Genomic DNA, 25,788 nt, shown 5'->3' on the forward strand with positions numbered 1-25,788 from the left:
CAGCATCCGGGCCCGATCGGAAGGGCATCCGCTCAGGGCAGCGCTCTGTCGGAGGCCGATGCGAGGATGAGCCCATGCTGACCACGCTCGCCGTCGCCGGTTACCGCTCCCTCGTCGACGTGGTGCTCCCCCTGCACCCGCTCACGGTGATCACGGGGGCGAACGGCACCGGCAAGTCGAACCTCTACCGCGCGCTCCGCCTCCTCGCGGCGGCCGGGCACGGGCGCGCGGTGGGAGCGATCGCCCGCGAGGGCGGCCTCGACAGCGTGCTGTGGGCCGGACCCGAGACGCCCCAGGGGCCCGGCGCCCAGGGCACGGTGCGCACGCGACCGGTCTCGGTGCGTCTCGGGGTGGCGTCCGACGACCTCGGCTACCTTCTCGACCTGGGCCTGCCCCAGGCCGAGGGCCGCAGCCTCTTCACCAGGGACCCGGAGATCAAGCGGGAGCAGGTCTTCACCGGACCGTTCGCCCGGCCCGGCACCCTCGTCGTCGACCGGCAGCGGGGCGGCGTGCGCGTGCGCGGCGACGACGGATGGGTCTCGCTCGCTCAGGTCATGGGTCCCGGTCAGAGCGTGCTGCTCGACCTCGCCGACGGCACGGCGCAGTGGGAGACGCTGGCCCTCCGGCACCGCATCGCCTCGTGGCGGTTCTACGACCATTTCCGCACCGACGCCGCCGCCCCCGCGCGCCTGCCGCAGATCGGCACCCGCACGCGCTGGCTGAGCGACGACGGCGCCGATCTCGCCGCGGTCTGGGCGACCACGGCGGAAGCGGGGAGGAGCGGCCCGCTCGACGACGCCGTGGAGCGGGGGTTCCCCGGCTCACGCGTGCGCATCGTCGCCGGCGACGGGGGTTTCCGGCTGCAGTTCCACCAGCCCGGTCTGCTGCGTGCGCTCGACGCCGCGGAGCTCTCCGACGGCACCTTGCGCTTCCTGCTGCTGTGCGCGGCGCTCCTGCCGGCGGACCCGCCGCCCCTGCTGGTCGTGAACGAGCCCGAGTCGAGCCTCCACGAGAGCCTGCTCGAGCCCCTCGGCGCCCTCCTCGCGACGGCCGCGGCTCAGACCCAGGTCATCGTCGTGACCCATTCGGCCGAGCTGCTCCGCGCCCTCACCGCCGCGGGCGGCGAGCCCGTCGAACTCGAGTCCACAGGGTACGGCACCCGGGTGCGCGACCAGTTGCCGCTGGAGCGCCCCAGCTGGCACTGGCCCTCGCGCTAGCGGTGCTCCGCGCGAGGGCCGGTGCCGGCGAGCACGAACATCAGTCGCGCAGGGCCGCGCCGAAGCGCTCGGTCGCGACGGCCACCCCGGCGAGCTTCGCCTCCGTGGCCTCCGCCGCGGTCAGCGTGCGGTCGTCGGCGCGGAAGCGCAGTGCGAAGGTCAGGCTCTTCGACCCCTCCGGCACCCCCTCGCCGCGGTAGTCGTCCACCAGCCGCACGGACTCGAGAAGGGCGCCGGCGCCTTCCTGCAGGGCATCGCGCACGTCCGCGGCCGCCACGTCGGCGGGCACCAGGAGCGAGACGTCCTGCGTCGCCGCCGGGAACGTGGAGAGCGACGCGGCGACACGACGGTCGCCGGCCAGCGTGAGGATCAGGTCGAGGTCGAGCTCGAGCACGGTGGCGCGACCGGGGAGGTCGGCCTCCTGCGCGACCGCGGGGTGCAGTTCGCCCACGTAGCCGACCATGCGGTCCGCGACGCGGAGCTCGCCCGTGCGGCCCGGGTGGAGCGCCGCCCGACGGCTCTGCACGACGTCGATCTCGACACCGGCCGCCGTCGCGATCACCCGCACCGCGTCCAGTGCCTCGGGAAGACCCGCGGCCTCGGCCGCACGCCCGGGCTGCCGCGGCGAGACGTTGCCCGTCAGGAGCGCCGAGACGAACCGCTTCTGCGGCGGGATCGACGCATCGAGTGCCGCGAGGATCTCGTCGGACGGGCGCTCGCCCAGGGGCGGCACGTCGTCGGTGCCGTACACCACGCCCGGCTCGGGCACGAACACCGCGCCCGTCTCGAAGAGGGCGAGGTCGGTGAGGCCCCGGGAGATGTTGCGGTGAGCCGTCTGCAGCAGCCCCGGGATCAGCGAGCGACGCAGCGCCGGCGCCTGGCCGTCGAGCGGGTTGGCGAGTCGGATGCTGGGCACGTGCTCGCCCGACGCCGAGCCGTGCAGGTCGTTCTGCGCGTCGGTGGTGAACGGGAAGGCCGGAGTCTCGACGAAGCCGGCGGCCGCGAGCGCATCGGCGACCCGACGGCGTCCGCGCTGGAGCGCGGTGAGCCCGCGACCGGACGGCGGGGTGGGCAGCACGGCGGGGATGCGATCCAGACCGTGGATGCGCGCGACCTCCTCGGCCAGCGTCCACTTGTCGGTCAGGTCGGGGCGCCAGCTCGGCGGGATGACCGCCCATCCGCCGTCGGCATCCACGACCTCCGCGCCGATCGTCGTGAGCGCTCCGGTGATCTCGTCGGCCGAGTAGTCGACGCCGATGAGCCCCGCGACGAAGCCGGCCGGCAGGGCGATCTCGGGGATGAACACCTCGGCGAACAGCGCGCCGCCCTCGTCGGTGAGCGTGCCGCCGGCGAGCTCGACCATGAGGTCGGCGGCCCGGCGGGCGGCCACGAACGGCACGAGCGGATCGACGCCGCGCTCGAACCGCTTCGACGCCTCGCTCGGGAGCTTGTGGCGGCGGGCGGTGCGCGCGATGGTCGTGGGGTCGAAGGTGGCCGCCTCGATGAGAACGTTCGAGGTCGTCCCGCTCATCTCGGTCGTGCCGCCGCCCATGACGCCGGCGAGGCCGATGGGCCCTGACTCGTCGGTGATGAGGAGGTCCTCGACGTGGAGCGTGCGCTCCTGCCCGTCGAGCGTCGTCATCTTCTCGCCCGGCAGCGCGCGGCGCACCGTGATCATGCCCTCGAGTTTGTCGAGGTCGTAGCCGTGCAGCGGCTGACCCAGCTCGAGCATGACGTAGTTGGTGATGTCGATGAGGATCCCCAGCGAGCGCATGCCCGCGAGCGAGAGCCGCGCGATCATCCACGGAGGGGTCGGACGGGCGGGGTCGACGTCACGGACCACACGGGTGACGAACTCGCTCGCGCCCACGCGTCCTCGCACCGGCGCCTGATCGTCGACGATCGCCGTGTGGCCGGTTCCGGGCTGGAGCTCGGCGAAGTCCCGCTCCGCGGGGTCGCGGAACGTCGCGCCCGTGGCGTGCGAGTACTCGCGGGCCACACCGCGGAGGGAGAACGCATAACCGCGGTCGGGAGTGACGTTGATCTCCACTGCCACGTCGTCGAGCCCGAGCAGCGCGATCGCGTCGGTGCCCACGGGAGCGTCGATGCCGAGGTCCGAGAGGACCAGGATGCCGTTGTGCTCCTCCCCCAGACCCAGCTCGCGCGCCGACGCGATCATGCCGTCGGAGACGTGGCCGTAGGTCTTGCGGGCGGCGATCGGGAACGGACCGGGCAGCACGGCTCCCGGCAGCGTCACGACGACCTTGTCGCCCGCGACGAAGTTGTGCGCGCCGCAGACGATCCCGCGGACGCCTCCGTTAGCGGGACCCACGTCGACCTGGCACCAGTTGATGGTCTTCCCGTTCGACTGCGGCTCGGCCTCGAGGGAGACGACCTGTCCGACGACGACGGGACCGGTGATGTCGAACCGGTGCACGTCCTCCTCTTCGAAACCGACGGAGACCAGTGCCGCCAGCACATCGTCCGGCGTGGCATCCGCTGCCACGTCGACGTATTCACGCAACCACGAGAGCGGGACGCGCATCACACCACCATCCCGTACTGCTCGCTGAAACGGACATCGCCCTCGGCCATATCGCGCATGTCCTGCACATCGCTGCGGAACATGAGTCCCCGCTCGATGCCCATGCCGAACGCGAAGCCGCTGTACACCTCCGGGTCGATCCCCGCCGCGCGGAGCACGTTGGGGTTGACCATGCCGCAGCCGCCCCACTCGATCCAGCGCGCGCCGCCCTTGAAGGTCGGGTGCCAGAGGTCGAGCTCAGCAGAGGGCTCGGTGAAGGGGAAGTAGTTGGTGCGGAACCGCGTCTTCGCCTCGGGGCCGAAGAGCTGCTTCGCGAAGTGGTCGAGCGTGCCCTTCAGGTGCGCCATCGTGATGCCCTTGTCGATCACCAGGCCCTCGAACTGCGTGAACACCGGCAGGTGCGTGGCGTCGAACTCGTCGGTCCGGTACACGCGGCCCGGGCAGAGAACGTAGATGGGAAGCTCGCGGTCGAGCATCGACCGCACCTGCACGGGGCTCGTGTGGGTGCGCATGACCAGGTGCCGCGACGTGGGGTCGACGTAGAAGGTGTCCTGCTCCTGGCGGGCCGGGTGGTCGACGTCGAAGTTCAGGGCGTCGAAGTTGAACCACTCGTGCTCGAGCTCCGGCCCCTCCGCGATCTCCCATCCCATGCCCACGAAGATGTCGCAGACCTGGTCCTGGAGCAGCGAGAGCGGATGACGTGCCCCCACGCGCGTGCGCGACGGGACCGCCGTGATGTCGACGCTCTCGGCGTCGAGACGCGCGGCGACCTCTGCCTCCGCGATCTCCGCCTCCTTGGCGGCGAGAGCCTGGGTCACGCGACCGCGGCCCTGGCCGACCAGCTTCCCGAACGCGGCCTTGTTCTCGGGCGCCACCTGGCGCATCGAGGCGTTCAGCACGGCGAGCGGCGAACCGTCGGCGACATGCGCGGCTCGGGCCGCCTTCAGCTCGGCGCTGTCGGCGGCGGCGGCGACGGCCGCGAGCGCGGCGGCGACGGCCGCTTCGACCGCCTCGGGGGTGATTTCCGGAGACTCAGACACGAGAGACGAGTCTACCGGCGCGCGCCGGGGCGCTCAGACGACGCCGCGCTCATCCCCCGGTGCTCGTGCCGTCGTACTTCCCCGCGCCGCGCTGCAGCGAGATGAGCTCGGTGTTGGTGCCCTCCTCGTGCGTGCGGGGGTCTGCACCCGCATCGGCGGCCAGACCGCGCACCTTCGTCGACCGCCGCGTGCGCACCTCGACCCACTTCGCGATGCCGGAGAGGATCAGGCACATGAGGATGTAGATGCCGCCGATGACGAACGCCGACTGCAGGATCGGGCGGCCCTGCTGCGCGGTCAGCTGCTTCGCGTAGTACAGCAGCTCGGGGTAGGTGATGATGAAGCCGAGGGCGGTGTCCTTCATCGTGACCACGAGCTGGGCGACGATGACGGGCAGCATCGCGCGGATCGCCTGTGGCAGGAGGATGAGGCGCATGACGCCGCTCTTGCGCAGGCCGATCGCGTACCCGGCCTCCTTCTGGCCCCGAGGCAGCGACTCGACGCCGGCGCGCAGCACCTCCGCGAGGACGGAGCCGTTGTAGGCCATGAGCGCGAGGACGACGGCCCAGTATGGGTCCATCCGCAGGCCGAGGACCGGGAGACCGTAGTAGAGCAGCATCATGAAGACGAGGACCGGCACCGCACGGAAGAGCTCGGTGACGGCGGTGACCGGGACGCGCACCCACGCGTGGTCGGAGAGGCGTCCGATCGCCAGGACGAAGCCGAGCACCAGGCTCAGGACGCCGGCGAGCGCGAAGGCCGCGAGCGTGTTGCCGAGCGCCCGGACGATGCCCATCCAGACGTTCGAGAATGTGAAGACGTACCACTTCTGCGGCGAGAACTGGCCGGTCTCGATCATGCGGTAGACGACGAAACCGACGGCCGCGAGCACGACGAGGATCGTCACGACGGCGAGGATGCGGTTGCGGGCGATGGCCCGGGGTCCGGGGACGTCGTAGAGCACGGAAGTCATCGCGCGATCCTCCATCGGTTCTCGAGATGGCGCTGGAGCCAGCTCATCAGCAGCACGAGGACGACGAAGACGACCGCCACCCAGAGCAGCACCTCCATCGGGTTGCCGGGACGATCGGCGGAGTCGTTGATGGTGGAGCGGAGCGCCGCGAGCTCGGCGACCGAGAAGCCGGCGGCGACGGTCGTGTTCTTCAGCAGGGCGATGAACACGCTCATCATGGGGGGCACCACCGAACGGAACGCCTGCGGGAGGATGACGAGGCTCATGACCTGCCCGAACGGCAGGCCGATGGCCCGTGCGGCCTCCGCCTGCCCGACCGGGACCGTGTTGATGCCCGCGCGCAGCACCTCGGCGACGTAGGTGGCGGTGTAGATGCCGATCGCGAGGATGCCGAGCACCAGGTTGGACAGCTCGGGCAGCCCGAGCTGCGGATACCCGAACACGAAGAAGAAGAAGACCAGCGTCAGCGGGGTGTTCCGCACGACGTTGACGTAGACAGTGCCGACACCGCGCGCGATGGGCACGGGTGAGACCCGCATGGCGCCCACGATGATGCCCAGCACCAGGGCGATGATCCCGCCGACGAGGAAGACGAGCAGCGTGTTGCTGATCGCCTGTCCCCACAGGTCGAGGTTGCCGAAGATGACGTCCACGCCACCCTCCCCTTCTTCAGGAGGTTCGGGGCGGCCTCCTCCGCGGAGGCCGCCCCCTGTCGGATCAGATCGGTTCGCGTGTCAGTACGCGTCGACCTCGGGCTGCTCGACCTCGATGCCGCTCGAACCGAGGTTCTTGTCGAAGATCGCCTGCCAGATGTCGGGGTTGTCGGTGAAGAGGTCGTTGATGTGCGCACGCAGTGCGTCATCGCCCTTCTCGAGGCCGACGCCGTAGCGCTCCTCGGTGAAGAGACCGCCGGTGACCTTCACGTCGTCCGGGTACTGGGCCGCGTAGCCGATCAGGATCGCCTGGTCGGTGGTGACCGCGTCGACCTTGCCGTCGATCAGGTCCTGCACGCAGGCGGAGTACAGGTCGTACTCCTGCGTCTTGATGTCGGGGAAGTTCGCCTTGATGTTCTGGATCGGCGTCGAGCCGGTCGCGGAGCAGACGGTCTTGCCGTTGAAGTCCTCGAGCTTGTCGGCCTCCTCGGCATCCGCGGCGACCAACAGGCCCTGACCGGTGATGAAGTAGGGGCCGGCGAAGTCGATCTGCTCCTTGCGCTTGTCGTTGATCGAGTACGTGCCGACGTAGTAGTCGATGTCGCCGTTCACGATCGCCTGCTCGCGGTTGGCCGAGGCGATCGGCTTGAACTCGATCTTGTCCTCGTCGTAGCCGAGCGATGCGGCGATCCAGCGGGCGATGTCGACGTCGAAGCCGGTGCGCTCCCCGGAGGTGACGTCGAGGAAGCCCAGACCGGGCTGGTCCTCCTTGACGCCGATGACGACCTTGTCGCGGTCGGTGATCGCGTCGAACGTGGGGCTGCCCTCGAGCGTGACGTCCTCCGCCACCTCGAACCAGGTGCTGTCCTCGCCGGCCTCGTCGCCACCGGTGCCTCCGCCGGGGTTCGAGGGGCTTCCGCTGTTGCAGGCGGTGAGCGCGAGCAGCGCTGCCGCCGCGATCCCGATGCCTGCCAGTGTCCGTGTGCGTCGCATTGCGTCTCCTTCGTGTGCTGTGGTGCAGGGTCTGTGGGTGATCAGTGGGTCAGGAGCTTCGAGAGGAAGTCCTTCGCCCGATCGCTCTTCGGCGCCGTGAAGAACTCCTCCGGCACGGCCTCCTCGACGATGCGCCCGTCCGCCATGAAGACCACGCGGTCCGCGGCCTTGCGGGCGAAGCCCATCTCGTGGGTCACGACGATCATCGTCATCCCCTCGTGCGCGAGCTCGACCATGACGTCGAGGACCTCGTTGATCATCTCGGGATCGAGGGCGCTGGTGGGCTCGTCGAAGAGCATGACCTTCGGATGCATCGCCAGGGCGCGCGCGATCGCGACGCGCTGCTGCTGGCCGCCCGAGAGCTGCGCCGGCAGCTTCGAGGCCTGCTTCGCGACGCCGACGCGCTCGAGCAGCTCCATCGCCTCGCGCTCCGCGTCGGCCTTCTTGAGCCCGCGGACCTTGATCGGGCCGAGCGTCACGTTCTCGAGGATCGTGAGGTGGGCGAAGAGGTTGAAGGACTGGAAGACCATGCCCACGTCGGCGCGCAGCGTCGCCAGGGCACGGCCTTCGGCGGGCAGCTCCTTGCCGTCGATGCTGATGCTGCCGCTGGTGATGGTCTCCAGGCGGTTGATCGTGCGGCACAGGGTGGACTTGCCGGAGCCGGAGGGACCGATCACGACGACGACCTCGCCCGCGTGCACGGTGAGGTCGATGTCGGTCAGCGCCTGGAAGTCGCCGTAGTGCTTCTGCACGTTCTCGACCACGACTAGGGGCTTACCAGAGGTCATGTGTTCTCCAAACTCGTCTGGTCGTTCTGCATTGCTCGATCGGGTTCGGCTTCGGGGCACGGGGCGGTGCGCCCACCGTCCCCAGGGGCGTCCGATTTCTCCCTTGAAAGCGGGCGCGATCGACCTCACGATGGCAGAGCGGCCCGCCGGTGTCAGACTTCTTGAGGATTTCTTGAGCGTTGTTGCACGGCTGTAACACACCGCCCGGAACGGACCGTCCCGGGGTCACCCGCGCTCGTCCCGGTAATACCGCACGGCGCCGGGATGGAGCTCCACGGGCTCGGTGAAGATCGCCTGCCGGCGGTTGAGGAGCGCCGCCGCCGGCACCTCCCTCGCGACCCGCGACCGTGCTGCGAAGAGCACGTCCAGGACGTCGTGGACGACGGCGTCGGGGGTGTCGGCGGCGACGACGAGGTAGTTCGGCACGGCCATGGTGGGCACCGAGCGATCCACGCCGTACACGCCCGCGGGGAAGTCCGAGGGCCGGTACGCGTCGGAGTACCGCGCGTTGACGGTGTTGACCCAGTCCTGCTCGATGGGCAGCAGTCGGAGCGGCAGCGCTCCCGAGAGGTTCTCGATGCCAGGGGTCGGGAGCCCGCCGACCCAGAAGAACCCGTCGATGTCGCCCTGCTCCATCGCGTCGATGGACTCGCGCAGGTCGAGCCGCGCGTTGCGCACGGAGGCGGGATCGACGCCCGCCGCGTCGAGGATGCGCGTCGCGATCACGGCGACGCCCGAATTCTCCGCCCCGAGCGACACGTCCCTGCCCACGAGGTCCGTGATCTGGTCGACGTCCGAGTCGGCACGCACCACCACGTGCACGTACTCGTCGTACAGCCGGGCCGCCGCCCGGATCGGGAGCGGCTCATCGAACGCGCCCCTCCCGGCGACGGCATCCGCCGCGGCGTCGCCCTGGGCGAATCCGAGCAGCGCCTCCCCCGCCCCCACCCGGCGCAGGTTGTCGACCGACCCCTCGGTCTCCTCGACCGCCGCGGGCACCCCGAGCGCGACCGACAGCTCCTCCGCGAGGTGTGCGCCGTAGTCGTGATAGACGCCCGTCGTGGTCCCGCCCGCGATCATCGCGGTGCCCCCGTCCCATTCGGCCGCGCGCGGAGAGCATCCGGTCGCCGCGAGGACCGCGAGGACCAGCGCGACCGCGATCGCCGCACGCACCGGCCGCCTCATTCGAACGCCCCGTTCTCCACCACGAGCGACACCCTCAGCCCGCCGTCGTCCGGAGCCGTCACCCGGAGCTCGCCTCCGATCGAGGCGAGGAGGTCGGTCGCGATGGCGAGCCCGAGGCCCGTGCCCGGGACGTCGCCGGCCTCGGCGCCGCGCCAGAAACGGTCGACGGCGTGCTCGAGCTGATCGGCCGTCAGGCCCGGCCCGCGGTCGCGCACGGCGATCACGCCGGCGACCTCGTCACCCGTCACGTCGACCTCGACCTCCGAACCCGGTGGGGAGAACTTCACGGCGTTGTCGATCACGGCGTCGAGCGCGCTCTCGACGATGGTCCGGTCGGTCACGCACATCACCAGGTTCTCCCCCGTCCGCCGGAACCGCACGCCGCGCGGACCCGCGACCTCGCTCCAGGCGTCGACGCGTCGCTGGACGAGCGTCGCCAGATCGACCGCGGAGAAGAGCGAGTCCGCGCGTCCGCTGCGCGCCAGTCCGAGGAGCGTCTCGAGGATGCGGGCCATCCGCCTGCCCTCCTCGCGGGTCTCCTCCACGTCGTCGCGCCATTCGTCGCCCAGCCCGGTCGCGAGGTGCTCGACGCGGAGCAGCAGGGCGTTGAGCGGGTTGCGCAGCTCGTGCGAGGCGTTCAGCGCGAACTCCTGCTGACGGGCGAGGACCTTCTCGATCTCCTCCGCCATGCCGTTGAAGACCCGCGTCATGCGGCGCAGCTCCGGCGGCCCGGTGTCCTCCGAGACGCGGGCGTCCATCTCCCCGCGCTCGATCGCGGCCATCGCCTCGTCGAGCCGCCGCACGGGCGACAGCACCCAGCGCGCGAGTCCCACGACGAGCAGGACGCCGAGGGCGATCGACACGAGGGCGATGGCGGTGAGGATCAGCAGCTGCTGCAGGATGGCGGTGCGCGGAGCATCCACCTCGGCCGAGATGAGGACCGCGCCGATCACGTCGCCGTCGTCGAACACCGGCTCGACGAGCACCGAGTCCGGCACGATCCAGGGGAACACGGCATCCGGCGCCTCCGGTCGGCGCCCCGAGAGGGCCAGCCGCACCTGCTCCGCCTCGTCCTCGTCGAGCACCGGCGGGTCGGCGTCGCTCGACGCCCACACCGCTCCGGCGAGGTCGTAGACGGCCACGCGGATGCCGTAGACCTCCTCGAACCGTCGTGCCTCGCCCTCGAACACCGTGGCGGTGTCGGATCGGAGCGCCTGCCGGGCCGTGGTGGCGAAGTAGCTGAGATCGCCGATCTGCTCTGTGTAGACGGCCTGCTGGATGCTGCGCGCGGCACTCCACCCGGCGGCCCCGCCGAGCGACAGCAGGATCGCGATCAGCGGGACGAGGAAGACGACGATGAGGCGGGTGCGCACCGGTCACGACCCCACGAGCCGGTAGCCCACGCCCCGAACGGTCTCGATGACGCGGTGGGCGCCGGTCTTCTTGCGGATCGCCCCGACGTGCACCTCCAGGGAGTGGGCGAACCCGCGCCAGTCGGTGTTCCAGACCTCGCGGATCAGCCGGTCCTTCGGGACGGGCACCCCCGGGTAGCGCGCGAGCACGGCGATGATGTCGAACTCCTTCGGCGTCAGTTCGACCGGTGTGCCGTCCACCGAGATCTGGCGGGCGATCAGGTCGATCCGCACCGCCCCGTCGTGGATCGTCACCAGTCCCTCGGCCTCGGCGCGCACCGGCCTCGACCGCCGCGTCACGGCCTCGATGCGCGCGAGCAGCTCGTGGACGTCGTAGGGCTTCACGACGAAGTCGTCGGCCCCGGCACGCAGGCCCTTGATGCGCTCGGTCACCTGGCTGCGCGCCGTGACCACCACGATCGGCACGTCCGAGCGCCCGCGGATGCGGCGGCACAGGTCGATCCCGTCGACGTCGGGGAGGCCCAGATCGAGCAGCACCACCTCGGTGTCGGCGCCCAGCAGCTCCATGGCCGCGGCGCCGTCGGCCGCGCGGACCGTCGCGTACCCGGACCGCGCGAGGAAGGCGTCGAGGGCCGCAGCGACGCGGTCGTCGTCCTCCACGATCAGAATCCGCATCCGCGCCTCTCCTCCTGCCCCACGCGCCCGTCGTCGCCGGGGCGCGCAGAGCAAAAGTACCAGCCGGTCGGCACCCGTCCTGCGGGCGCCCGACTCAGGCCCGGTCCGCCCTCTGCGCGAACGCGCTCTCGTACAGGCACACGCTGGCGGCGGTGGCGAGGTTCAGCGATTCCGCCCGCCCGAAGATGGGCAGCCGCAGCACGCGATCGGCGAGGTCGAGCGCCTCGTCCTCCAGGCCCCGCGCCTCGTTCCCGAACAGCCACCCCGTCGGCTCGGCCAGCACGCCCTCAGCGCGGGCGGCGAGCAGGTCGTCGCCCTTCACGTCCGCGGCCAGGATGCGCAGACCCGCGTCGTGGGCGCGCGCGATGACGTCGGCGAGATCCCCGCCGACCGAGACGGGCAGGTGGAAGAGGGAGCCGGTCGTGGCGCGCACCACCTTGGGGTTGTACGGATCCACCGTGCGACCGGTCAGCACCACGGCATCCGCTCCGGCCGCGTCGGCCGCGCGGATGATCGTGCCGAGGTTGCCCGGATCGCGCACCTCCTCGCAGATCGCCACCAACCGGGGCGAGGAGGCGAAGACGTCGCGGACCGAGGTCGGCGTCTGGCGGACGACCGCGACGAGCCCCTGGGGCGTCACGGTGTCGGCCATCGCGTTGAGCACGTACTCCGTGACGTATTCGACCTCGACACCGGCGTCGCCCGCCATGCCCCGGATGTCGGCATGCCGCTCCCAGCCGGTCGGCGTCGCGAAGAGCTCGACGATCGCCTCGGGGCGGTACGTCAGCGCCTCGCGGACCGCCTGCGGACCCTCGAGGAGGAACAGGCCGGTCTCGGTGCGCGCACTGCGCTTGGTCAGTTTGGCGACGGCACGGACTCGGGGGGAGCGGGGGTTCTCCAGCACGATCCCAGTCTACGAGCGCCGACCTCGCCCGGCGGGGATCCACGCGGGGTCGATCGGGGAAACACCGAGGGCGCCCTCCCACAGGAGAGCGCCCTCGGATTTCGGAAGCTGCGGCTTACGCGGCGGACTTCGGAGCGTTGACGTCGGAGGGCAGAGCCTTCTTGGCCGTCTCGACGAGCGTGGCGAACGTCGCCGCGTCGTTGACCGCGAGGTCGGCGAGCATGCGACGGTCGACCGTCACACCCGCGAGGCCGAGGCCCTGGATGAAGCGGTTGTACGTGATGCCGTTCTGACGGGCCGCAGCGTTGATGCGCTGGATCCACAGACGACGGAAGTCGCCCTTGCGCTTGCGACGGTCCCGGTACGAGTAGACCAGGGAGTGGATGACCTGCTCCTTGGCCTTCCGGTACAGACGCGAACGCTGGCCGCGGTAACCGGAGGCGCGCTCGAGGATGACCCGACGCTTCTTGTGGGCGTTGACCGCCCGCTTGACTCTTGCCATTTTCCTGTGTTCCTATCGTGCGTTCGGCGCGTCAGCGACCGAGAAGCTTGTTCGCGACCTTGGCGTCTGCCTTCGACAGAACCTGGTCCTGGTTGAGGCGACGGGTGCGGCGGCTCGACTTGTGCTCGAGGTTGTGGCGCATACCGGCCTGCTGCTTCTTCAGCTTCCCGCTGCCGGTGATCTTGAAGCGCTTCTTCGCACCCGAGTGGGTCTTCTGCTTCGGCATCTTCTCTTCCTTCGTATGGCGCCTTCTCAGGCGACGGTGTCAACCCGCGGTGCGGGAGTCTGTGGGGCGGTGTTATTCCGCGGCGGCCTCGGCCGGAGCGTCCGACTCGCTCTTGGCCTCGCGGGCCGCCTGCTTGTTGGCTGCACGCTGCGCGTCGCGCGCGGCGTTCTGTTCCTGCTTCGCCTCGGACTTGCTCTTCAGCGGAGCCACGATCATCACCATGTTGCGGCCGTCGATCGTCGGGTTCGACTCGACGGTGCCGAGCTCCGCGACGTCCTCCGCGAACTTGCGGAGCAGCCGCACGCCCTGCTCGGGACGCGACTGCTCGCGACCGCGGAACAGGATCATGGCCTTGACCTTGTCGCCCGCCTTGAGGAACCCCTCGGCGCGCTTGAGCTTGGTCGTGTAGTCGTGCGCCTCGATCTTCAGGCGGAAGCGCACCTCCTTCAGGACCGTGTTCGCCTGGTTGCGGCGAGCTTCCTTGTCCTTCTGGGCGGCCTCGTACTTGAACTTGCCGTAGTCCATGATCTTGACCACGGGCGGCTTCGAGTTGGGGGCAACCTCGACGAGGTCGAGATCGGCTTCCTGCGCGAGGCGCAACGCCGCCTCGATGCGGACGACGCCGATCTGCTCACCCGCGGGGCCGACGAGGCGGACCTCGGGGACGCGGATGCGCTCATTGGTGCGGGGATCGCTGATGCGGAACTCCTTAGACGATGGGATTCGGCCACCGGGATACTGTCGGCATCCCGGGCGAAATCGGAATCGTCCCCACCCGCCGGCATTTCAGACGCCGGCTCCGCACCCTGCCTGCCGGATCGTCTGTGCGACGAACCCGGCGGAGTGCAAGACCCGGTAGCCTGGAACGGCAAGCGCGGGTGGGAAGTGAATCCTCTTTCGTGCCGGAGCATGACGCTCCGGAGCCCGACACAGTCTAACAGAAGGCAAGGCGAAGTGACGAACCAGGCATCCCACGAGGCGGACCGCGAGCGCGAAGAGCGCTGGGCACGGCAGGAGGAGGCCGCGTCGTCCGCGACGCGCGACATCGCCGACGTCCCCGCCGTCGAGGTCATCACGACCGCGGCCGTGCACCTCATGAGCGCCGCTGCCGTCAAGCTCGGCCTGGCCGACGACCCCGAGGCGCAGGCGCAGGTCGACCTCGACGAGGCGCGCAAGCTCATCAACGCCCTCGCGGGCCTCATCACGGCCGGCGCGCCGGAGATCAGCGACATGCACGCGCGTTCCCTGCGGGACGGGCTCCGCTCGGTGCAGCTGGCATTCCGCGAGGCCTCGGTCATCCCCGACCCGATCGGCAAGGGTCCCGGCGAGAAGTGGACCGGTCCGGTCACCTGACCGGGCCGACGCCCGTCAGGCGCTGCGGCGCAGCTTGACGGTCAGCGAGTCGACGAGGACCGCGATGCGGTCGTCGGATGCCCAGCGCTGCGCGAGCCGCGCCAGGACCGCGTCGAGCACCTCGCGGGCGAGGCCGTCGACGAGCTCGAGGACCACGATCAGCTCGGGGCCGCGCAGCCGGGCGTCGGGATCGCCCGCGGCGACCGCGATGTCGATCACGGCCAGCTCCTGCGCGATGCTCTCCTGGAGCGCCGAGAACACCTCGGGCGAGAGGAAGCTCGGCTCCCACGGCTGCTCCTGCGCGATCGCCCACACGGCGGGGCGGCGGATCACGAACTCCGTGTCGGACGTCGGATCGAGCACGATCAGATCGGTGTCGTCGGCGGAGGCGGCGAGAGCCGCGCGCACGGCCTCGACCGGGATCGGCCGCGCCGCGGCATCCCACCGCTGCATCGTTTCGACCGAGGAGAAGACCGGCTGCACGCGCCGGCCGTCGGGGGCCGCGACCGTCACGATCGAGAGCTCCTGCGTCTTGTCGACGGTCAGTCCGCTCGGGGCCACGCCCTCCTCGCCCTTCTCGGCGACGAGCGGGATCAGCACGCGAGACCGGCGGAACGCGTCGACCACCTGCACCTGGCTCCCCGTCCCCGCGCGGAAGTCGTGGAGCGCCGCCCGCAGCGCGGGATCGGCCGAGCCGTCGTCGGCCGTGTGCGGGTTGGCCTCGAAGCTGCGTCCCGCCCAGGGGACGCCCGCGGAGTCGCCGGCCTCGTGCGAACCGCGGTCGTGCGAGCCGTGGTCGCCGACGCCGTCAGTCTCCGGCGACATCCAGCGCCTCGGCCAGCGTGAAGGCTCCCGCGTACAGCGCCTTGCCGACGATCGCGCCCTCGACGCCGAGCGGCACCAGGGCGCGGAGGGCGATGATGTCGTCGAGGCTCGAGATGCCGCCCGACGCGACCACGGGCTTCGGGGTGCGGGAGGTCACCTCGCGCAGCAGGTCGAGGTTCGGACCGCGCAGAGTGCCGTCCTTCGTCACGTCGGTGACGACGTACCGGCTGCAGCCCGCGTCCTCCAGGCGGTCGAGGACCTCCCAGAGGTCGCCGCCCTCCTGGGTCCAGCCGCGCGCCGCCAGCGTGGTGCCGCGCACGTCGAGCCCGACGGCGATGGCCTCGCCGTAGCGGCTGATGACGTCGGCCGCCCACTCCGGGTTCTCCAGCGCGGCCGTGCCCAGGTTGATGCGCGTCGCACCGCTCTCGAGAGCGGACTCGAGCGTCGCGTCGTCGCGGATGCCGCCCGAGAGCTCGATGTTCACACCGCGGTACTGCTTGATGACCTTGCGGAGGAGGCCGGCGTTGCTGCCGCGGCCGAAGGCGGCGTCGAGGTCGACCAGGTGGATCCAGCTCGCGCCCTGCGAGACCCATTCCCCCGCCGCGTCCACAGGGTCGCCGTAGCTGGTCTCGGTGCCCGCCTCGCCCTGCGTGAGCCGGACGGCCTTGCCTCCGGCGACGTCGACCGCGGGGAGCAGGGTGAGCGAGGGGGACTGCGCGAAGTCGTTCATGACGTCCTTGGGTGGAGGGGTTCAGGCCCGTTCGGGCACGAGAATCGAGGGTACTCCGCGGTCGGGCGCGCCTCAAACCGCGCCCGACGAGCTCAGAGGCTGCGCGTCCAGTTGCGCAGCAGGCGGATGCCGGCCTCGCCGGACTTCTCGGGGTGGAACTGCGTCGCCGACAGCGGACCGTTCTCGACCGCGGCCAGGAACGGATCGCCGTAGGTGCTCCAGGTCAGCACGGGCTGCGGGAACGGAGGGATCACGTCGAGCTCCCACGACTGCGCGGCGTAGGAGTGGACGAAGTAGAACCGCTCCTGCTCGATGCCGTCGAAGAGGATGCTGTCCTTCCCCGGCGTGACGGTGTTCCAGCCCATGTGCGGCAGGACCGGCGCGTTCAGCTCGGTGACGGCGCCCGGCCATTCGGCGAGACCCTCGGCATCCTGTCCGCGCTCGACGCCGTGCGTGAAGAGCACCTGCATGCCCACGCAGATGCCGAGCACCGGGCGCCCGCCCGCGAGGCGGCGATCGATGATCTCGTCGCCTCCGTGCGTCCGCAGCGCGTCACGCACGGCCGCGAACGCGCCGACGCCGGGCACGACGAGCCCGTCGGCCTCAAGGGCGACCTCGCGGTCGCGGGTCAGCACCGCATCGGCTCCGGCGGCGGCGAGGGCCTTGACCGCCGAGTGGACGTTGCCGGACTCGTAGTCGAAGACGGCGACCCGGGGCGTGCGGCTCACAGTGCGCCCTTCGTCGACGGGATGCCCTCGACGAGTGGGTCGGGGGCCTTGGCCTGGCGGAAGGCGCGCGCGAAGGCCTTGTATTCGGCCTCGGCGATGTGGTGCGGGTCGCGGCCGCCCAGCACGCGGACGTGCACCGTCAGCGCGGCGTTGAAGGCGATCGCCTCGAAGGTGTGGCGCACGAGGGATCCCGTGAAGTGGCCGCCGATGAGGTGGTGCTCGAAACCGGCCGGCTCGCCCTCGTGGACGAGGTAGGGGCGGCCGGAGATGTCGACGACGGCCTGGGCGAGCGCCTCGTCGAGCGGGACGAGCGCGTCGCCGTAGCGGGAGATGCCCGCCTTGTCGCCGAGCGCTTCGCGGATGGCCTGGCCGAGGACGATCGAGATGTCCTCCACGGTGTGGTGCGCGTCGATGTTCGTGTCGCCCGAGGCGCGGACGGTGAGGTCCGTGAGCGAGTGCTTCGCGAACGCGGTGAGCATGTGGTCGAAGAACGGCACCGAGGTGTCGATGCGGCTCGCGCCCGTGCCGTCGAGGTTCAGTTCGAGCTCGACGGTGGACTCCGACGTGCTGCGCACACGGCGGGCGGTGCGCGGGGTCAGGGATGAGGCGCTCATACCACCGATTCTATCGAGGCCAGGGCGTCGAGGAACGCCGTGGTCTCGGCCTCCGTGCCGGCGGTGACGCGGAGGTGCCCGGGGATGCCGACGTCGCGGATGAGCACTCCGCGGTCGTACAGACGATGCCACGTCGCCTTCGGGTCGGCCACCCCTCCGAAGAGCACGAAGTTCGACCACGACTCGTGCGGGGTGTAGCCGAGCGCCTCGAGGGTGGCGGTGATGCGATCGCGCTGTCCGACGATCTCGTCGACCATGCCCAGCATGACGTCCGCGTTGCGGAGCGCCGCGGACGCCGCAGCCTGGGTGAGCGCGCTCAGGTGGTACGGGAGCCGCACCAGACGGAGGGCGTCGATGAACGCGGGATCCGCGGCGAGGTAGCCCACGCGCGCGCCGGCGAACGCGAAGGCCTTGCTCATGGTGCGGGAGACCGCCAGCCGGGGCCGCCCCTCGAGCAGCGTGAGCGCGGACGGCGCATCGCGGGGGGCGAACTCCTGATAAGCCTCGTCGACCACGACCACGCCACGCGCGGCCTCGTAGACCGCCTCGACGACGTCGAGTCCGAGCGGAGTGCCGGTGGGGTTGTTCGGGGCGCAGAGCAGCACGACGTCGGGATCGACCTCCCGCAGCTGCGCCACGGCATCGTCGGGGCTGAGGGTGTAGTCGTGGTCGCGCCGCCCGGCGACCCAGCGTGCCCCGGTGCCCTGCGCGAGCAGCGGATACATCGAGTAGGTCGGCGCGTAGCTGAAGACCGTGCGACCAGGACCGGCGAAGGCCTGCAGGATGTGCTGGAGCACCTCGTTCGACCCGTTGCCCGCCCAGATCTGCGACGCGTCCAGGCCGTGGCCGAGGTAGTCGGCGAAGCCTTCGCGCAACGCGGTGAACTCGCGGTCGGGGTACCGGTTCACGTCGCGCAGCGCGACGGCGATGTCGTCGAGGATGTCGCTCGCCACGGCATCCGGGACCGGATGCGTGTTCTCGTTCACGTTCAGGGCGACGGGAAGAGGGGCCTGGGGTGCCCCGTACGGGGTGAGGCCCCGCAGATCGTCGCGAAGCGGCAGGTCATCGAGGGAAGCAGTCACCCCTCCATGCTAGGACGGACGTCGGGCGGCATCGTCGAAGGGCGGTCCCTCGCCGGCCGGCTTCCCGCGATCAGTGCGAGAACTCGGTGGGGATCGACAGCTCCTGGCCGATCTGCAGCGTGCCGCCCTCGAGCACGTTGAGGCGCGTGATCTCGCCGATCACCTCGCGCGGGTCAGCCTCGGGCGCGACGGTCTCGGCGATCGACCACAGGGTGTCGCCGGGCAGCACCGTGACGGTCTCGAAGGTGACGGATGCCGCGCTCTCCCCCGAGGCGAGGGCGCTGCCGCCGCTCAGAGCCGCGAAGGCGATGCCGCCGGCGAGCGGGACGGCCGCGAGGGCGAGCAGCACCCGGCGTCCGCGGGGCGTCAACCGAAGGCGCGTCGGACGCGCGGGGACGACTGCTGCGGTGCCGAAGGTGATGGTGCTCATCTCGTTCTCCTCTGCCTCTCCTCCGTGGACCGGAGGTCGTCACCGCCGGAGACGGTGACCACGTTGGCGTAGCGTTCGCATCCACCCCTCGGCCGGGAGCGGTGGGTGCGAAGCTACGTTCCGAAGATATCTTCGAATTCGAACATCTGTCAAGCTTTCTTCGAATCGATGTCGGGCGATTCCCCGACACGCTCGAACAGATATTCCCGTTCGGTCGAAATCTCGGATACGGTTTCGATACAGACAGCCCATCACGGGCCACCGACATTCGAACGACGACGTCGGATCCGCGCACTCAAGGAGCACGATGAGCGAGATCACCGCCCCCGACCCCGAGGCGCAGCGCACGCGTCGTCGCAAGAGCCTGAGCCCCAAGCAGATGGCGATCCTCGAGGTCATCCAGGCCTCGATCGCCCAGCAGGGGTATCCGCCCAGCATGCGCGAGATCGGCGACGCGGTCGGCCTGAAGTCGCTGTCGAGCGTGACCCACCAGCTGGGGCAGCTCGAGCTCAGCGGGTACCTGCGCCGCGACCCCGGCAAGACCCGGGCGATGGAGGTCCTGATCGATCTGCCGGGCGCCAGCACCGAGAACCCCGCCGACATCGCGACCCCCGTCGGCGACGCGGCCCTCGTCCCGCTCGTCGGACAGATCGCGGCGGGCGTGCCGATCACCGCGGATCAGCACGTCGAGGAGATCTTCCCCCTTCCCCGCCAGCTCGTCGGCAAGGGCGACCTGTTCATGCTGAAGGTGTCGGGCGAGTCCATGATCGACGCCGCCATCTGCGACGGCGACTGGGTCGTCGTGCGTTCGCAGAACACCGCGGAGAACGGTGAGATCGTCGCCGCCATGCTCGACGGCGAGGCGACCGTGAAGACCTTCCGTCGACGCGACGGCCACACCTGGCTGCTCCCCCGCAACTCCGCCTTCGAGCCCATCCTCGGCGACGAGGCGGTCGTGCTGGGCAAGGTCGTGGCGGTGCTCCGCGCCGTCTGACCCCGGGCCGGACGACGACAGAACCGCCCTCCCCGTTCGTCGGGGAGGGCGGTTCTCGTGGGGTCGGTCAGACCGCGACCGCGACGTCCTCCCGCACGCGACGGGTGGCCTCGACGATGTTCTGCAGCGAGGCGGTGGTCTCGTCGTAGCCGCGGGTCTTCAGACCGCAGTCGGGGTTGACCCACAGCTGGCGCGTCGGGATCTCCTCGACCGCGCGACGGAGCAGCGACTCGATCTCCTCGACCGCCGGAACCCGGGGCGAGTGGATGTCGTAGACGCCCGGGCCGATGCCGTGGTCGAAGCCCGCCTCGGCGATGTCGGCCACGACCTCCATGCGGCTGCGTGCGGCCTCGATCGAAGTGACGTCGGCGTCGAGGGCGCGGATGGCGTCGATGACGACGCCGAACTCCGAGTAGCAGAGGTGCGTATGCACCTGCGTGCCGGCCTTCGCGCCACCGGTCGAGAGACGGAAGGACCGCACCGACCAGTCGAGGTAGGCCGGCTGGTCGGCCTTCTTCAGGGGCAGCAGCTCGCGCAGTGCCGGCTCGTCGACCTGGATGATGCCGATGCCGGCCGCCTCCAGGTCGGCGATCTCGTCGCGCAGGGCGAGGGCCACCTGATTCGCCGTCTCGCCCAGCGGCTGGTCGTCGCGCACGAACGACCAGGCGAGGATCGTGACGGGTCCCGTCAGCATCCCCTTCATGTGCTTGGTCGTGAGCGACTGCGCGTAGGCGGACCAGCCGACCGTGATCGGCGCCGGACGCGACACGTCTCCCCAGAGGATGGAGGGACGTGTGGCGCGCGACCCGTAGGACTGCACCCAGCCGTTCTCGGTCACGGCGAACCCGTCGAGGTTCTCCGCGAAGTACTGCACCATGTCGTTGCGCTCGGGCTCGCCGTGCACGAGCACGTCCAGGCCGAGGTCCTCCTGCAGCGAGACGACGCTGGCGACCTCGCGGCGGAGGAAGTCGTCGTAGTCCTCGGCGGGGATCTCCCCTCGGGTGAAGCGGGCGCGTGCGCGCCGGATGTCGCCCGTCTGCGGGAAGGACCCGATCGTGGTGAGCGGCAGGACCGGCAGTCCGAGAGCCTCCTGCGCACTCTCGCGCTCCGCGTAGGGGACGCGGGAGAAGTCGGCCTCGGCCAGGTCGCGGGCGCGCACCGAGCCGTCACGCACGCCGGGTGCCGCCAGGCGGTCCGCGAGGGCCGCGGATGCCGCGTCCAGCGCGTCGGCGATCGCGGGCCGGCCCTCCGCGAGGCCGCGCGCGAGGGTGACGACCTGCTCCACCTTCTGGTCGGCGAAGGCGAGCCACGACACCAGGCGCGCGTCGAGACGGGACTCGTCGGCGACGTCGTGCGGGATGTGCAGCAGCGACGTCGAGGGCGACGCGGCGACCGCTGCGGCCCCCAGGCCGCGCAGCGCCTCGAGCTTGTCGAAGGCCGCCGCGAGGTCGCCGCGCCAGATGTTGTGGCCGTCGACGACGCCGCCCACGAGCACCTTGTCCGAGAGGCCGGCCGTCGCGGCGGGGACGCCGCCGCGGACGAGGTCGACCGCGATGGCCTCGATCGGCGCCGCGGCGAGCACGGGGAACACCTCGCCGAGATCGGCGTAGGGCGCCGCGACGAGGATCGCCGGGCGCGTCTCGGCCTCGCCGAGGACGGCGAGGGCGCGTTCGGCGGCGGCGGACAGCTGGGCGACGGATGCCGGGAGCGACTCGCTCACGAGGGCGGGCTCGTCGAGCTGCACCCACTGGGCACCGGCGTTCTTCAGGCGCGCCAGCAGGTCGACGTAGACCGGCAGGAGGTCGTCGAGCCGCGACAGCGGATCGAAGCCCTCGGGCGCGGCATCCGAGGCCTTGGCCAGCGCCAGCAGCGTGACCGGCCCGACGATCACGGGCCGCGTGACGAACCCGGCCGCGACGCCCTCCGCGACCTCGCGGACGAGGCGGTCGCTCGAGAGCGAGAAGCGGGTCTCGGGGCCGATCTCGGGGACGAGGTAGTGGTAGTTCGAGTCGAACCACTTGGTCATCTCGAGCGGGGCGCGATCGCCCTCACCGCGCGCGATCGTGAAGGCCGCGGCGAGGCCGACGGTGCCGTCCTCCGCGCGCAGGTCCTCGAATCGTGCCGGGATCGCGCCCACGGTGACCGCGGCGTCGAGCACCTGGTCGTAGTACGAGAACGACTCCGGGATCGCGGAGTCGTCGCGGCCGAGACCCAGCGCGGCCAGCCGCTCCCGGGTGACGCCGCGCAGCTCGGCGGCGGTGCGCTCGAGCTCCTGCTCGTCGATGCGGCCGGCCCAGAACGCCTCGACGGCCTTCTTGAGCTCGCGTCGACGGCCGATGCGCGGGTAGCCCAGGATGGTTCCTCCGGGGAATGCGGTCATTGTCTTTCCTTTCGGCGGGGTCTATCGGCGCAGGGCCGGGAGGATGCCGGCCTCGGCGAGGACGGTGAGGACTGTGTCGTGCTGGTTGAAGGCGTACAGGTGCACGCCGGGAGCCCCGTCGGCGACGACGTCGCGGACGAGCCGCGCGGCCCACTCGATGCCGATCTCCCGCCGCCCCTCCGGCGTGGGCTCCACGTCGAGGGCGATCGCGAGCTCGCTCGGGAGGTCCTCCCCCGTGAGCTCGAGCACGCGGGCGAGGCGGGCGGGCGAGGTGATGGGCATGATCCCGGGGAGGATCGGGATGGTGACGCCGGCGGCGCGGGCGCGCTCGACGAACGCGGAGTAGTCGTCGGGGTGGAAGAACAGCTGCGTGATCGCGAAGGTCGCACCCGCCGCCTGCTTGGCCAGCAGCGCCTCGACGTCCTGCGTGCGATGCGCCGCTCTCGGGTGCCCCTTCGGGAAGGCGGCTACGGCGATACTGACCTTGCGACGCGGCGACACCCTGACCGCTCCCGGGTTGCCGGGGACGGGGATCTCCTCGTAGGGCGCGCGCTCCGCCTGCACCCGGTCGATGAGCTGCACGAGCTGCGCCGCGCTCTCGAGATCGCCGAGGAACCCCTCGCTCTGCCCGGCGGGCGGGTCGCCGCGCAGGGCGAGGAAGCTGAGGATGCCGGCGTCGAGGAACTCGCGGATGAGCCGTGCCGCGCCCGCGTACGTGTTGCCGACGCAGGTGAGGTGGGCGAGCGGCTCCACGGCGGTGTGCTCGCGGATGAAGCGCAGCACGTCGAGCGAGCGCCCGCCCGTCGATCCTCCGGCGCCGTAGGTCACCGACAGGAAGTCCGGGCCGGCGGCGGCGAGCCGGCGCACGGTCTCGTGCAGCGCTCCCTCGCTGGACTCGGAGCGGGGCGGGTACAGCTCGAAGGAGAACGGCACGCGGGGGGCGCCGAGGGGCTGCGTCTCGAAAGACATGTGTTCTCCTGGGGACAGGGCGGGCCGGGGGCCGCGCACGACGCGAGAGGGCATCATTCGCGGGCGGGTGCCGGGCTCGGCTGTCGCTCCACGCCTCGGCGGACCGGGCGTTTCCAGAACCGTAGAACACCCGGCGCGGTGGCCGCACGCTGTGTGACGCCGTGTGTCGCCGGCCGCCTAGGCTCGAGGCATGTCGTCCGCCCACGGTTCCTGGTCCTCTCCATTCAGCCCGGCTTCGGTCGCGGCATCCTCTCCCCGTCTGGACGGCGCGCGCTTCGTCGGCGAGGAGATCTGGTGGGCCGAATCCGTGCCGTCGGAGGGCGGCCGGGTGACGATCCGGTCGTCGCTGGGCGAGGAGATCCTGCCCGCTCCGTGGAGTGCGCGCTCCCGCGTGCACGAGTACGGCGGCGGGGCGTGGACGGCGGATGCCGAGGGCACGCTGTTCTTCGTCGACGCCGGTGATCAGCGCGTGTACCGCGCACGCCGGGGCGACGCCCCCGTGCCGCTCACCGTTCCGGGACCCGCGCACGGCGGCCTCCGGGTGCAGGGCGGCCGGCTCCTCGCCGTGCGGGAGGACCTGGCCGTCGAGCCGCATCGTCGCGCGATCGTCGAGATCCCGACCGACGGATCCGCCGCCGAGCATGCCGCGCGCGTGCGCGTGCACGCGGAGGGCACGGGATTCTTCGCCCATCCGTCCCTGTCCCCCGATGGATCGCGGATCGCGTGGGTCGGCTGGGACGGCGCACGGATGCCGTGGGACGCGGCGCGCCTGCGGGTCCGCGACCTCGCGACGGCCGACGAGACGGAGATCCCGACCCGGGCCGCGCTGCAGCCGGAGTGGGAGGACGACGACACCCTCCTGTACGCGGACGATCCTTCGGGGCGGTGGGGACTCCACCGCGCCCGCCTCGCGCGCACCAGGCTCGAGGGGGCACCCGTCGCGGTCGCGCCGGACGACTCGGACGTCGGGTACGGCCTGTGGGTGCTCGGCAACCGCTGGTTCCGTCCGCTCGACGACGGACGCATCGTCGCCGTGCGCACCCAGGGTCGCGACACGGTGGTCGTCGTCGACCCGGACGGCTCGGAGCGCGTGCTCCCCGTACGCTGCGACGGGCACGTGAGCGTCGACGATGCGACCGGGTCGCTCGTGCTTCTGTCGGGGAACGCCTCGAGCGCCGCACCCGGCGTGTGGTGCGTCGACATCGACTCCGGCGAGGCCGTCGCGGTGCGCGGAGGCGAACCGGTCGACGCGGACTGGATGCCGCCGGCATCCCCTCTCACCGTCGACGGGGCGCACGGCCCGGTGCACGCGTTCGTGTACGCACCGGCGAACCCCGGGCAGGCGGAGACGGACGAACTGCCGCCCTACGTCGTGCTCGTGCACGGGGGTCCGACCGCGCACGTCACGGGCGCGGCCTCCGCGGCGATCGCCTTCTACACCAGTCGAGGGATCGGCGTGCTCGACGTCAACTACGGCGGCTCGACGGGCTACGGGCGCGCCTACCGCGAGCGCCTGCTCGGGCAGTGGGGCGTGGTCGACGTCGACGACGTGATCGCCGCGGCCGAGGGCCTGGCCGCGGCCGGCCTGGCGGATCCCGACCGCATCGCGATCCGCGGCGGCTCGGCCGGCGGGTGGACGGTGCTGTCGGCGCTGGTGCGCGGCGGCGCCTTCGCGGCGGGGATCTCGCGCTACGGGGTGGCCGACCTGCGGATGCTGGCGCAGGACTCGCACGACTTCGAGCGCCCCTACCTCGACGGCCTGGTCGGACCGCTGTCGGAGGCGGAGGAGCTGTACATCGCCCGGTCCCCGCTGACCCATGCGGATCGGATCGACGTGCCCGTGCTGCTGATGCAGGGCGAGGACGACCGCGTCGTGCCGCCGTCGCAGTCGGAGGCGATCCGCGATGCGCTGGCCGAGCGCGGCGTCGACCACGACTATGTGCTCTACCCCGGAGAGGGCCACGGCTTCCGTCGGGCGGAGACCATCGTCGACGCCCTGGAGCGCGAACTGGCCTTCCTCGGGCGCGTGTTCCGATTCACCCCCGCGGTCGACGAGGGCTGAGCCCGGCGGCCGCGGCCGTCACTCCCCGACGCGATTGCGCAGCCGCATGGCGCGCTCTGCCTCGCGCGTGTCCTGACGCTCGCGCAGGGTCTGACGCTTGTCGTACTCGCGCTTGCCCTTCGCCAGGGCGATCTCGACCTTGGCGCGACCGTCGGAGAAGTACAGCCGCAGCGGGATCAGCGTGTACCCGCCCGCCGAGACGGCGTGGGCGAGCTTCGCGATCTCCTCGCGGTGCAGCAGGAGCTTGCGGATGCGCTTGGCCGAGTGGTTGGTCCAGTGGCCCTGCGAGTACTCCGGGATGTGTACGGAGTCGAGGAACACCTCGTTTCCCTTCACGAACGCATAGCCGTCGCTGAGGTTCGCGCGGCCCTGACGCAGCGACTTCACCTCGGTGCCGGTGAGCACCATCCCCGCCTCGTACGACTTCTCGATGTTGTAGTCGTGACGCGCGCGACGATTGGTCGCGATGACCTTCTCCCCGCGTTCCCTGGGCATGATGCACTCCTGATCCGCGCTGTGCCGGTGTCTCCGGAGCCCCGGGCGGGCG

26 protein-coding genes are annotated in these 25,788 nt (G+C 71.1%); 4 read left to right on the plus strand and 22 right to left on the minus strand.

Annotated elements, in window-relative coordinates:
• The first annotated feature begins 74 nt into the window (after positions 1-74).
• On the plus strand, positions 75-1,217 hold the full coding sequence (locus AB3M82_RS12700) for an AAA family ATPase (RefSeq protein WP_412958304.1): 1,143 nt from the start codon (positions 75-77) through the stop codon (positions 1,215-1,217).
• Positions 1,218-1,257: 40 nt separating this feature from the next.
• Here AB3M82_RS12700 and pheT read toward each other — a convergent pair whose 3' ends face one another.
• The 13 genes from pheT to infC form a co-directional block, all read right to left on the minus strand.
• The gene (pheT, locus tag AB3M82_RS12705) at positions 1,258-3,762 is read right to left on the minus strand and encodes a phenylalanine--tRNA ligase subunit beta (protein ID WP_412958305.1); all 2,505 of its coding nucleotides are present in this window, start codon (positions 3,760-3,762) and stop codon (positions 1,258-1,260) included.
• Positions 3,762-4,802, minus strand: coding sequence for a phenylalanine--tRNA ligase subunit alpha (gene pheS / locus AB3M82_RS12710; RefSeq protein ID WP_412958306.1), 1,041 nt, complete (start codon positions 4,800-4,802; stop codon positions 3,762-3,764). Before pheS ends, pheT begins: the two co-directional genes overlap by 1 nt.
• A gap of 49 nt (positions 4,803-4,851) precedes the next feature.
• Complete coding sequence (locus AB3M82_RS12715; protein ID WP_412958307.1) at positions 4,852-5,775, minus strand: amino acid ABC transporter permease; 924 nt, start codon at positions 5,773-5,775, stop codon at positions 4,852-4,854.
• Positions 5,772-6,428, minus strand: a complete 657-nt coding sequence (locus AB3M82_RS12720; RefSeq protein WP_412958308.1) for an amino acid ABC transporter permease — start codon at positions 6,426-6,428, stop codon at positions 5,772-5,774. The genes AB3M82_RS12715 and AB3M82_RS12720 overlap by 4 nt, the downstream gene beginning before the upstream one ends.
• Positions 6,429-6,509: 81 nt before the next feature.
• On the minus strand, positions 6,510-7,421 hold the full coding sequence (locus tag AB3M82_RS12725) for a glutamate ABC transporter substrate-binding protein (protein WP_412958309.1): 912 nt from the start codon (positions 7,419-7,421) through the stop codon (positions 6,510-6,512).
• A gap of 41 nt (positions 7,422-7,462) precedes the next feature.
• On the minus strand, positions 7,463-8,209 hold the full coding sequence (locus AB3M82_RS12730; protein WP_412958310.1) for an amino acid ABC transporter ATP-binding protein: 747 nt from the start codon (positions 8,207-8,209) through the stop codon (positions 7,463-7,465).
• Positions 8,210-8,434: 225 nt separating this feature from the next.
• Positions 8,435-9,382 (minus strand): TAXI family TRAP transporter solute-binding subunit, encoded by a 948-nt coding sequence (locus AB3M82_RS12735; protein WP_412958311.1) that lies wholly within the window; start codon positions 9,380-9,382, stop codon positions 8,435-8,437.
• Between the two features lie 8 nt (positions 9,383-9,390).
• On the minus strand, positions 9,391-10,767 hold the full coding sequence (locus AB3M82_RS12740; protein ID WP_412958312.1) for an ATP-binding protein: 1,377 nt from the start codon (positions 10,765-10,767) through the stop codon (positions 9,391-9,393).
• A 3-nt stretch (positions 10,768-10,770) separates the two neighbouring features.
• Complete coding sequence (locus AB3M82_RS12745; protein ID WP_412958313.1) at positions 10,771-11,442, minus strand: response regulator transcription factor; 672 nt, start codon at positions 11,440-11,442, stop codon at positions 10,771-10,773.
• Positions 11,443-11,536: 94 nt separating this feature from the next.
• Positions 11,537-12,346 carry a TrmH family RNA methyltransferase gene (locus AB3M82_RS12750; protein WP_412958314.1) on the minus strand — a complete coding sequence of 270 codons (810 nt, stop codon included), beginning with the start codon at positions 12,344-12,346 and terminating at the stop codon, positions 11,537-11,539.
• Between the two features lie 115 nt (positions 12,347-12,461).
• A complete protein-coding gene (rplT, locus tag AB3M82_RS12755) occupies positions 12,462-12,848 on the minus strand; it encodes a 50S ribosomal protein L20 (protein ID WP_067200962.1) in 387 nt (128 codons plus the stop codon).
• Between the two features lie 31 nt (positions 12,849-12,879).
• A complete protein-coding gene (rpmI, locus tag AB3M82_RS12760; RefSeq protein WP_247625340.1) occupies positions 12,880-13,074 on the minus strand; it encodes a 50S ribosomal protein L35 in 195 nt (64 codons plus the stop codon).
• Between the two features lie 72 nt (positions 13,075-13,146).
• Positions 13,147-13,797 (minus strand): translation initiation factor IF-3, encoded by a 651-nt coding sequence (infC, locus tag AB3M82_RS12765; RefSeq protein ID WP_412958595.1) that lies wholly within the window; start codon positions 13,795-13,797, stop codon positions 13,147-13,149.
• A gap of 231 nt (positions 13,798-14,028) precedes the next feature.
• Here infC and AB3M82_RS12770 point away from each other — a divergent pair, with 231 nt between their 5' ends.
• A complete protein-coding gene (locus AB3M82_RS12770; RefSeq protein WP_412958315.1) occupies positions 14,029-14,427 on the plus strand; it encodes a DUF1844 domain-containing protein in 399 nt (132 codons plus the stop codon).
• Between the two features lie 15 nt (positions 14,428-14,442).
• On the opposite strand, the gene AB3M82_RS12775 is transcribed toward AB3M82_RS12770, so the two are convergent.
• The 6 genes from AB3M82_RS12775 to AB3M82_RS12800 form a co-directional block, all read right to left on the minus strand.
• Positions 14,443-15,252 carry an SseB family protein gene (locus AB3M82_RS12775; RefSeq protein WP_412958316.1) on the minus strand — a complete coding sequence of 270 codons (810 nt, stop codon included), beginning with the start codon at positions 15,250-15,252 and terminating at the stop codon, positions 14,443-14,445.
• Complete coding sequence (priA, locus tag AB3M82_RS12780; RefSeq protein ID WP_412958317.1) at positions 15,236-15,982, minus strand: bifunctional 1-(5-phosphoribosyl)-5-((5-phosphoribosylamino)methylideneamino)imidazole-4-carboxamide isomerase/phosphoribosylanthranilate isomerase PriA; 747 nt, start codon at positions 15,980-15,982, stop codon at positions 15,236-15,238. Before priA ends, AB3M82_RS12775 begins: the two co-directional genes overlap by 17 nt.
• 92 nt (positions 15,983-16,074) lie before the next feature.
• On the minus strand, positions 16,075-16,710 hold the full coding sequence (hisH, locus tag AB3M82_RS12785) for an imidazole glycerol phosphate synthase subunit HisH (RefSeq protein WP_412958318.1): 636 nt from the start codon (positions 16,708-16,710) through the stop codon (positions 16,075-16,077).
• Positions 16,707-17,324 carry an imidazoleglycerol-phosphate dehydratase HisB gene (hisB, locus tag AB3M82_RS12790; protein ID WP_412958320.1) on the minus strand — a complete coding sequence of 206 codons (618 nt, stop codon included), beginning with the start codon at positions 17,322-17,324 and terminating at the stop codon, positions 16,707-16,709. Before hisB ends, hisH begins: the two co-directional genes overlap by 4 nt.
• Entirely contained in the window at positions 17,321-18,406 is a 1,086-nt protein-coding gene (locus AB3M82_RS12795; protein ID WP_412958321.1) for a histidinol-phosphate transaminase, read from the minus strand. The genes hisB and AB3M82_RS12795 overlap by 4 nt, the downstream gene beginning before the upstream one ends.
• Positions 18,407-18,476: 70 nt before the next feature.
• Complete coding sequence (locus AB3M82_RS12800; protein WP_412958322.1) at positions 18,477-18,836, minus strand: LysM peptidoglycan-binding domain-containing protein; 360 nt, start codon at positions 18,834-18,836, stop codon at positions 18,477-18,479.
• A 307-nt stretch (positions 18,837-19,143) separates the two neighbouring features.
• On the opposite strand from AB3M82_RS12800, the gene lexA reads away from it, so the two are divergent.
• Positions 19,144-19,830 (plus strand): transcriptional repressor LexA, encoded by a 687-nt coding sequence (gene lexA / locus AB3M82_RS12805; RefSeq protein WP_412958323.1) that lies wholly within the window; start codon positions 19,144-19,146, stop codon positions 19,828-19,830.
• Positions 19,831-19,897: 67 nt separating this feature from the next.
• On the opposite strand, the gene metE is transcribed toward lexA, so the two are convergent.
• Together metE and AB3M82_RS12815 are read right to left on the minus strand one after the other, a co-directional pair.
• Positions 19,898-22,210 carry a 5-methyltetrahydropteroyltriglutamate--homocysteine S-methyltransferase gene (gene metE / locus AB3M82_RS12810; protein WP_412958324.1) on the minus strand — a complete coding sequence of 771 codons (2,313 nt, stop codon included), beginning with the start codon at positions 22,208-22,210 and terminating at the stop codon, positions 19,898-19,900.
• Positions 22,211-22,231: 21 nt separating this feature from the next.
• On the minus strand, positions 22,232-23,179 hold the full coding sequence (locus AB3M82_RS12815) for a methylenetetrahydrofolate reductase (protein WP_412958325.1): 948 nt from the start codon (positions 23,177-23,179) through the stop codon (positions 22,232-22,234).
• Positions 23,180-23,369: 190 nt separating this feature from the next.
• On the opposite strand from AB3M82_RS12815, the gene AB3M82_RS12820 reads away from it, so the two are divergent.
• A complete protein-coding gene (locus tag AB3M82_RS12820) occupies positions 23,370-25,241 on the plus strand; it encodes a S9 family peptidase (RefSeq protein ID WP_412958326.1) in 1,872 nt (623 codons plus the stop codon).
• Between the two features lie 18 nt (positions 25,242-25,259).
• Here AB3M82_RS12820 and smpB read toward each other — a convergent pair whose 3' ends face one another.
• Positions 25,260-25,736: an SsrA-binding protein SmpB gene (smpB, locus tag AB3M82_RS12825; protein WP_412958327.1), complete on the minus strand. Its 477-nt coding sequence runs from the start codon at positions 25,734-25,736 to the stop codon at positions 25,260-25,262.
• Positions 25,737-25,788 lie beyond the last annotated feature (52 nt).

The organism is Microbacterium californiense, assembly GCF_047246625.1.
GTDB lineage: Bacteria > Actinomycetota > Actinomycetes > Actinomycetales > Microbacteriaceae > Microbacterium.

What these genes read in the sequence shown, in the direction of transcription:
- smpB (WP_412958327.1), bottom strand. Translation starts at nt 25,736, where the DNA reads ATGCCCAGGGAACGCGGGGAGAAGGTCATCGCGACCAATCGTCGCGCG.
- metE (WP_412958324.1), bottom strand. Translation starts at nt 22,210, where the DNA reads ATGACCGCATTCCCCGGAGGAACCATCCTGGGCTACCCGCGCATCGGC.
- lexA (WP_412958323.1), top strand. Translation starts at nt 19,144, where the DNA reads ATGAGCGAGATCACCGCCCCCGACCCCGAGGCGCAGCGCACGCGTCGT.
- AB3M82_RS12820 (WP_412958326.1), top strand. Translation starts at nt 23,370, where the DNA reads ATGTCGTCCGCCCACGGTTCCTGGTCCTCTCCATTCAGCCCGGCTTCG.
- rpmI (WP_247625340.1), bottom strand. Translation starts at nt 13,074, where the DNA reads ATGCCGAAGCAGAAGACCCACTCGGGTGCGAAGAAGCGCTTCAAGATC.
- priA (WP_412958317.1), bottom strand. Translation starts at nt 15,982, where the DNA reads ATGAACGACTTCGCGCAGTCCCCCTCGCTCACCCTGCTCCCCGCGGTC.
- AB3M82_RS12730 (WP_412958310.1), bottom strand. Translation starts at nt 8,209, where the DNA reads ATGACCTCTGGTAAGCCCCTAGTCGTGGTCGAGAACGTGCAGAAGCAC.
- rplT (WP_067200962.1), bottom strand. Translation starts at nt 12,848, where the DNA reads ATGGCAAGAGTCAAGCGGGCGGTCAACGCCCACAAGAAGCGTCGGGTC.
- hisB (WP_412958320.1), bottom strand. Translation starts at nt 17,324, where the DNA reads ATGAGCGCCTCATCCCTGACCCCGCGCACCGCCCGCCGTGTGCGCAGC.
- AB3M82_RS12725 (WP_412958309.1), bottom strand. Translation starts at nt 7,421, where the DNA reads ATGCGACGCACACGGACACTGGCAGGCATCGGGATCGCGGCGGCAGCG.
- AB3M82_RS12715 (WP_412958307.1), bottom strand. Translation starts at nt 5,775, where the DNA reads ATGACTTCCGTGCTCTACGACGTCCCCGGACCCCGGGCCATCGCCCGC.
- pheT (WP_412958305.1), bottom strand. Translation starts at nt 3,762, where the DNA reads ATGCGCGTCCCGCTCTCGTGGTTGCGTGAATACGTCGACGTGGCAGCG.
- AB3M82_RS12815 (WP_412958325.1), bottom strand. Translation starts at nt 23,179, where the DNA reads ATGTCTTTCGAGACGCAGCCCCTCGGCGCCCCCCGCGTGCCGTTCTCC.
- AB3M82_RS12745 (WP_412958313.1), bottom strand. Translation starts at nt 11,442, where the DNA reads ATGCGGATTCTGATCGTGGAGGACGACGACCGCGTCGCTGCGGCCCTC.
- AB3M82_RS12800 (WP_412958322.1), bottom strand. Translation starts at nt 18,836, where the DNA reads ATGAGCACCATCACCTTCGGCACCGCAGCAGTCGTCCCCGCGCGTCCG.
- AB3M82_RS12700 (WP_412958304.1), top strand. Translation starts at nt 75, where the DNA reads ATGCTGACCACGCTCGCCGTCGCCGGTTACCGCTCCCTCGTCGACGTG.
- AB3M82_RS12775 (WP_412958316.1), bottom strand. Translation starts at nt 15,252, where the DNA reads ATGTCGCCGGAGACTGACGGCGTCGGCGACCACGGCTCGCACGACCGC.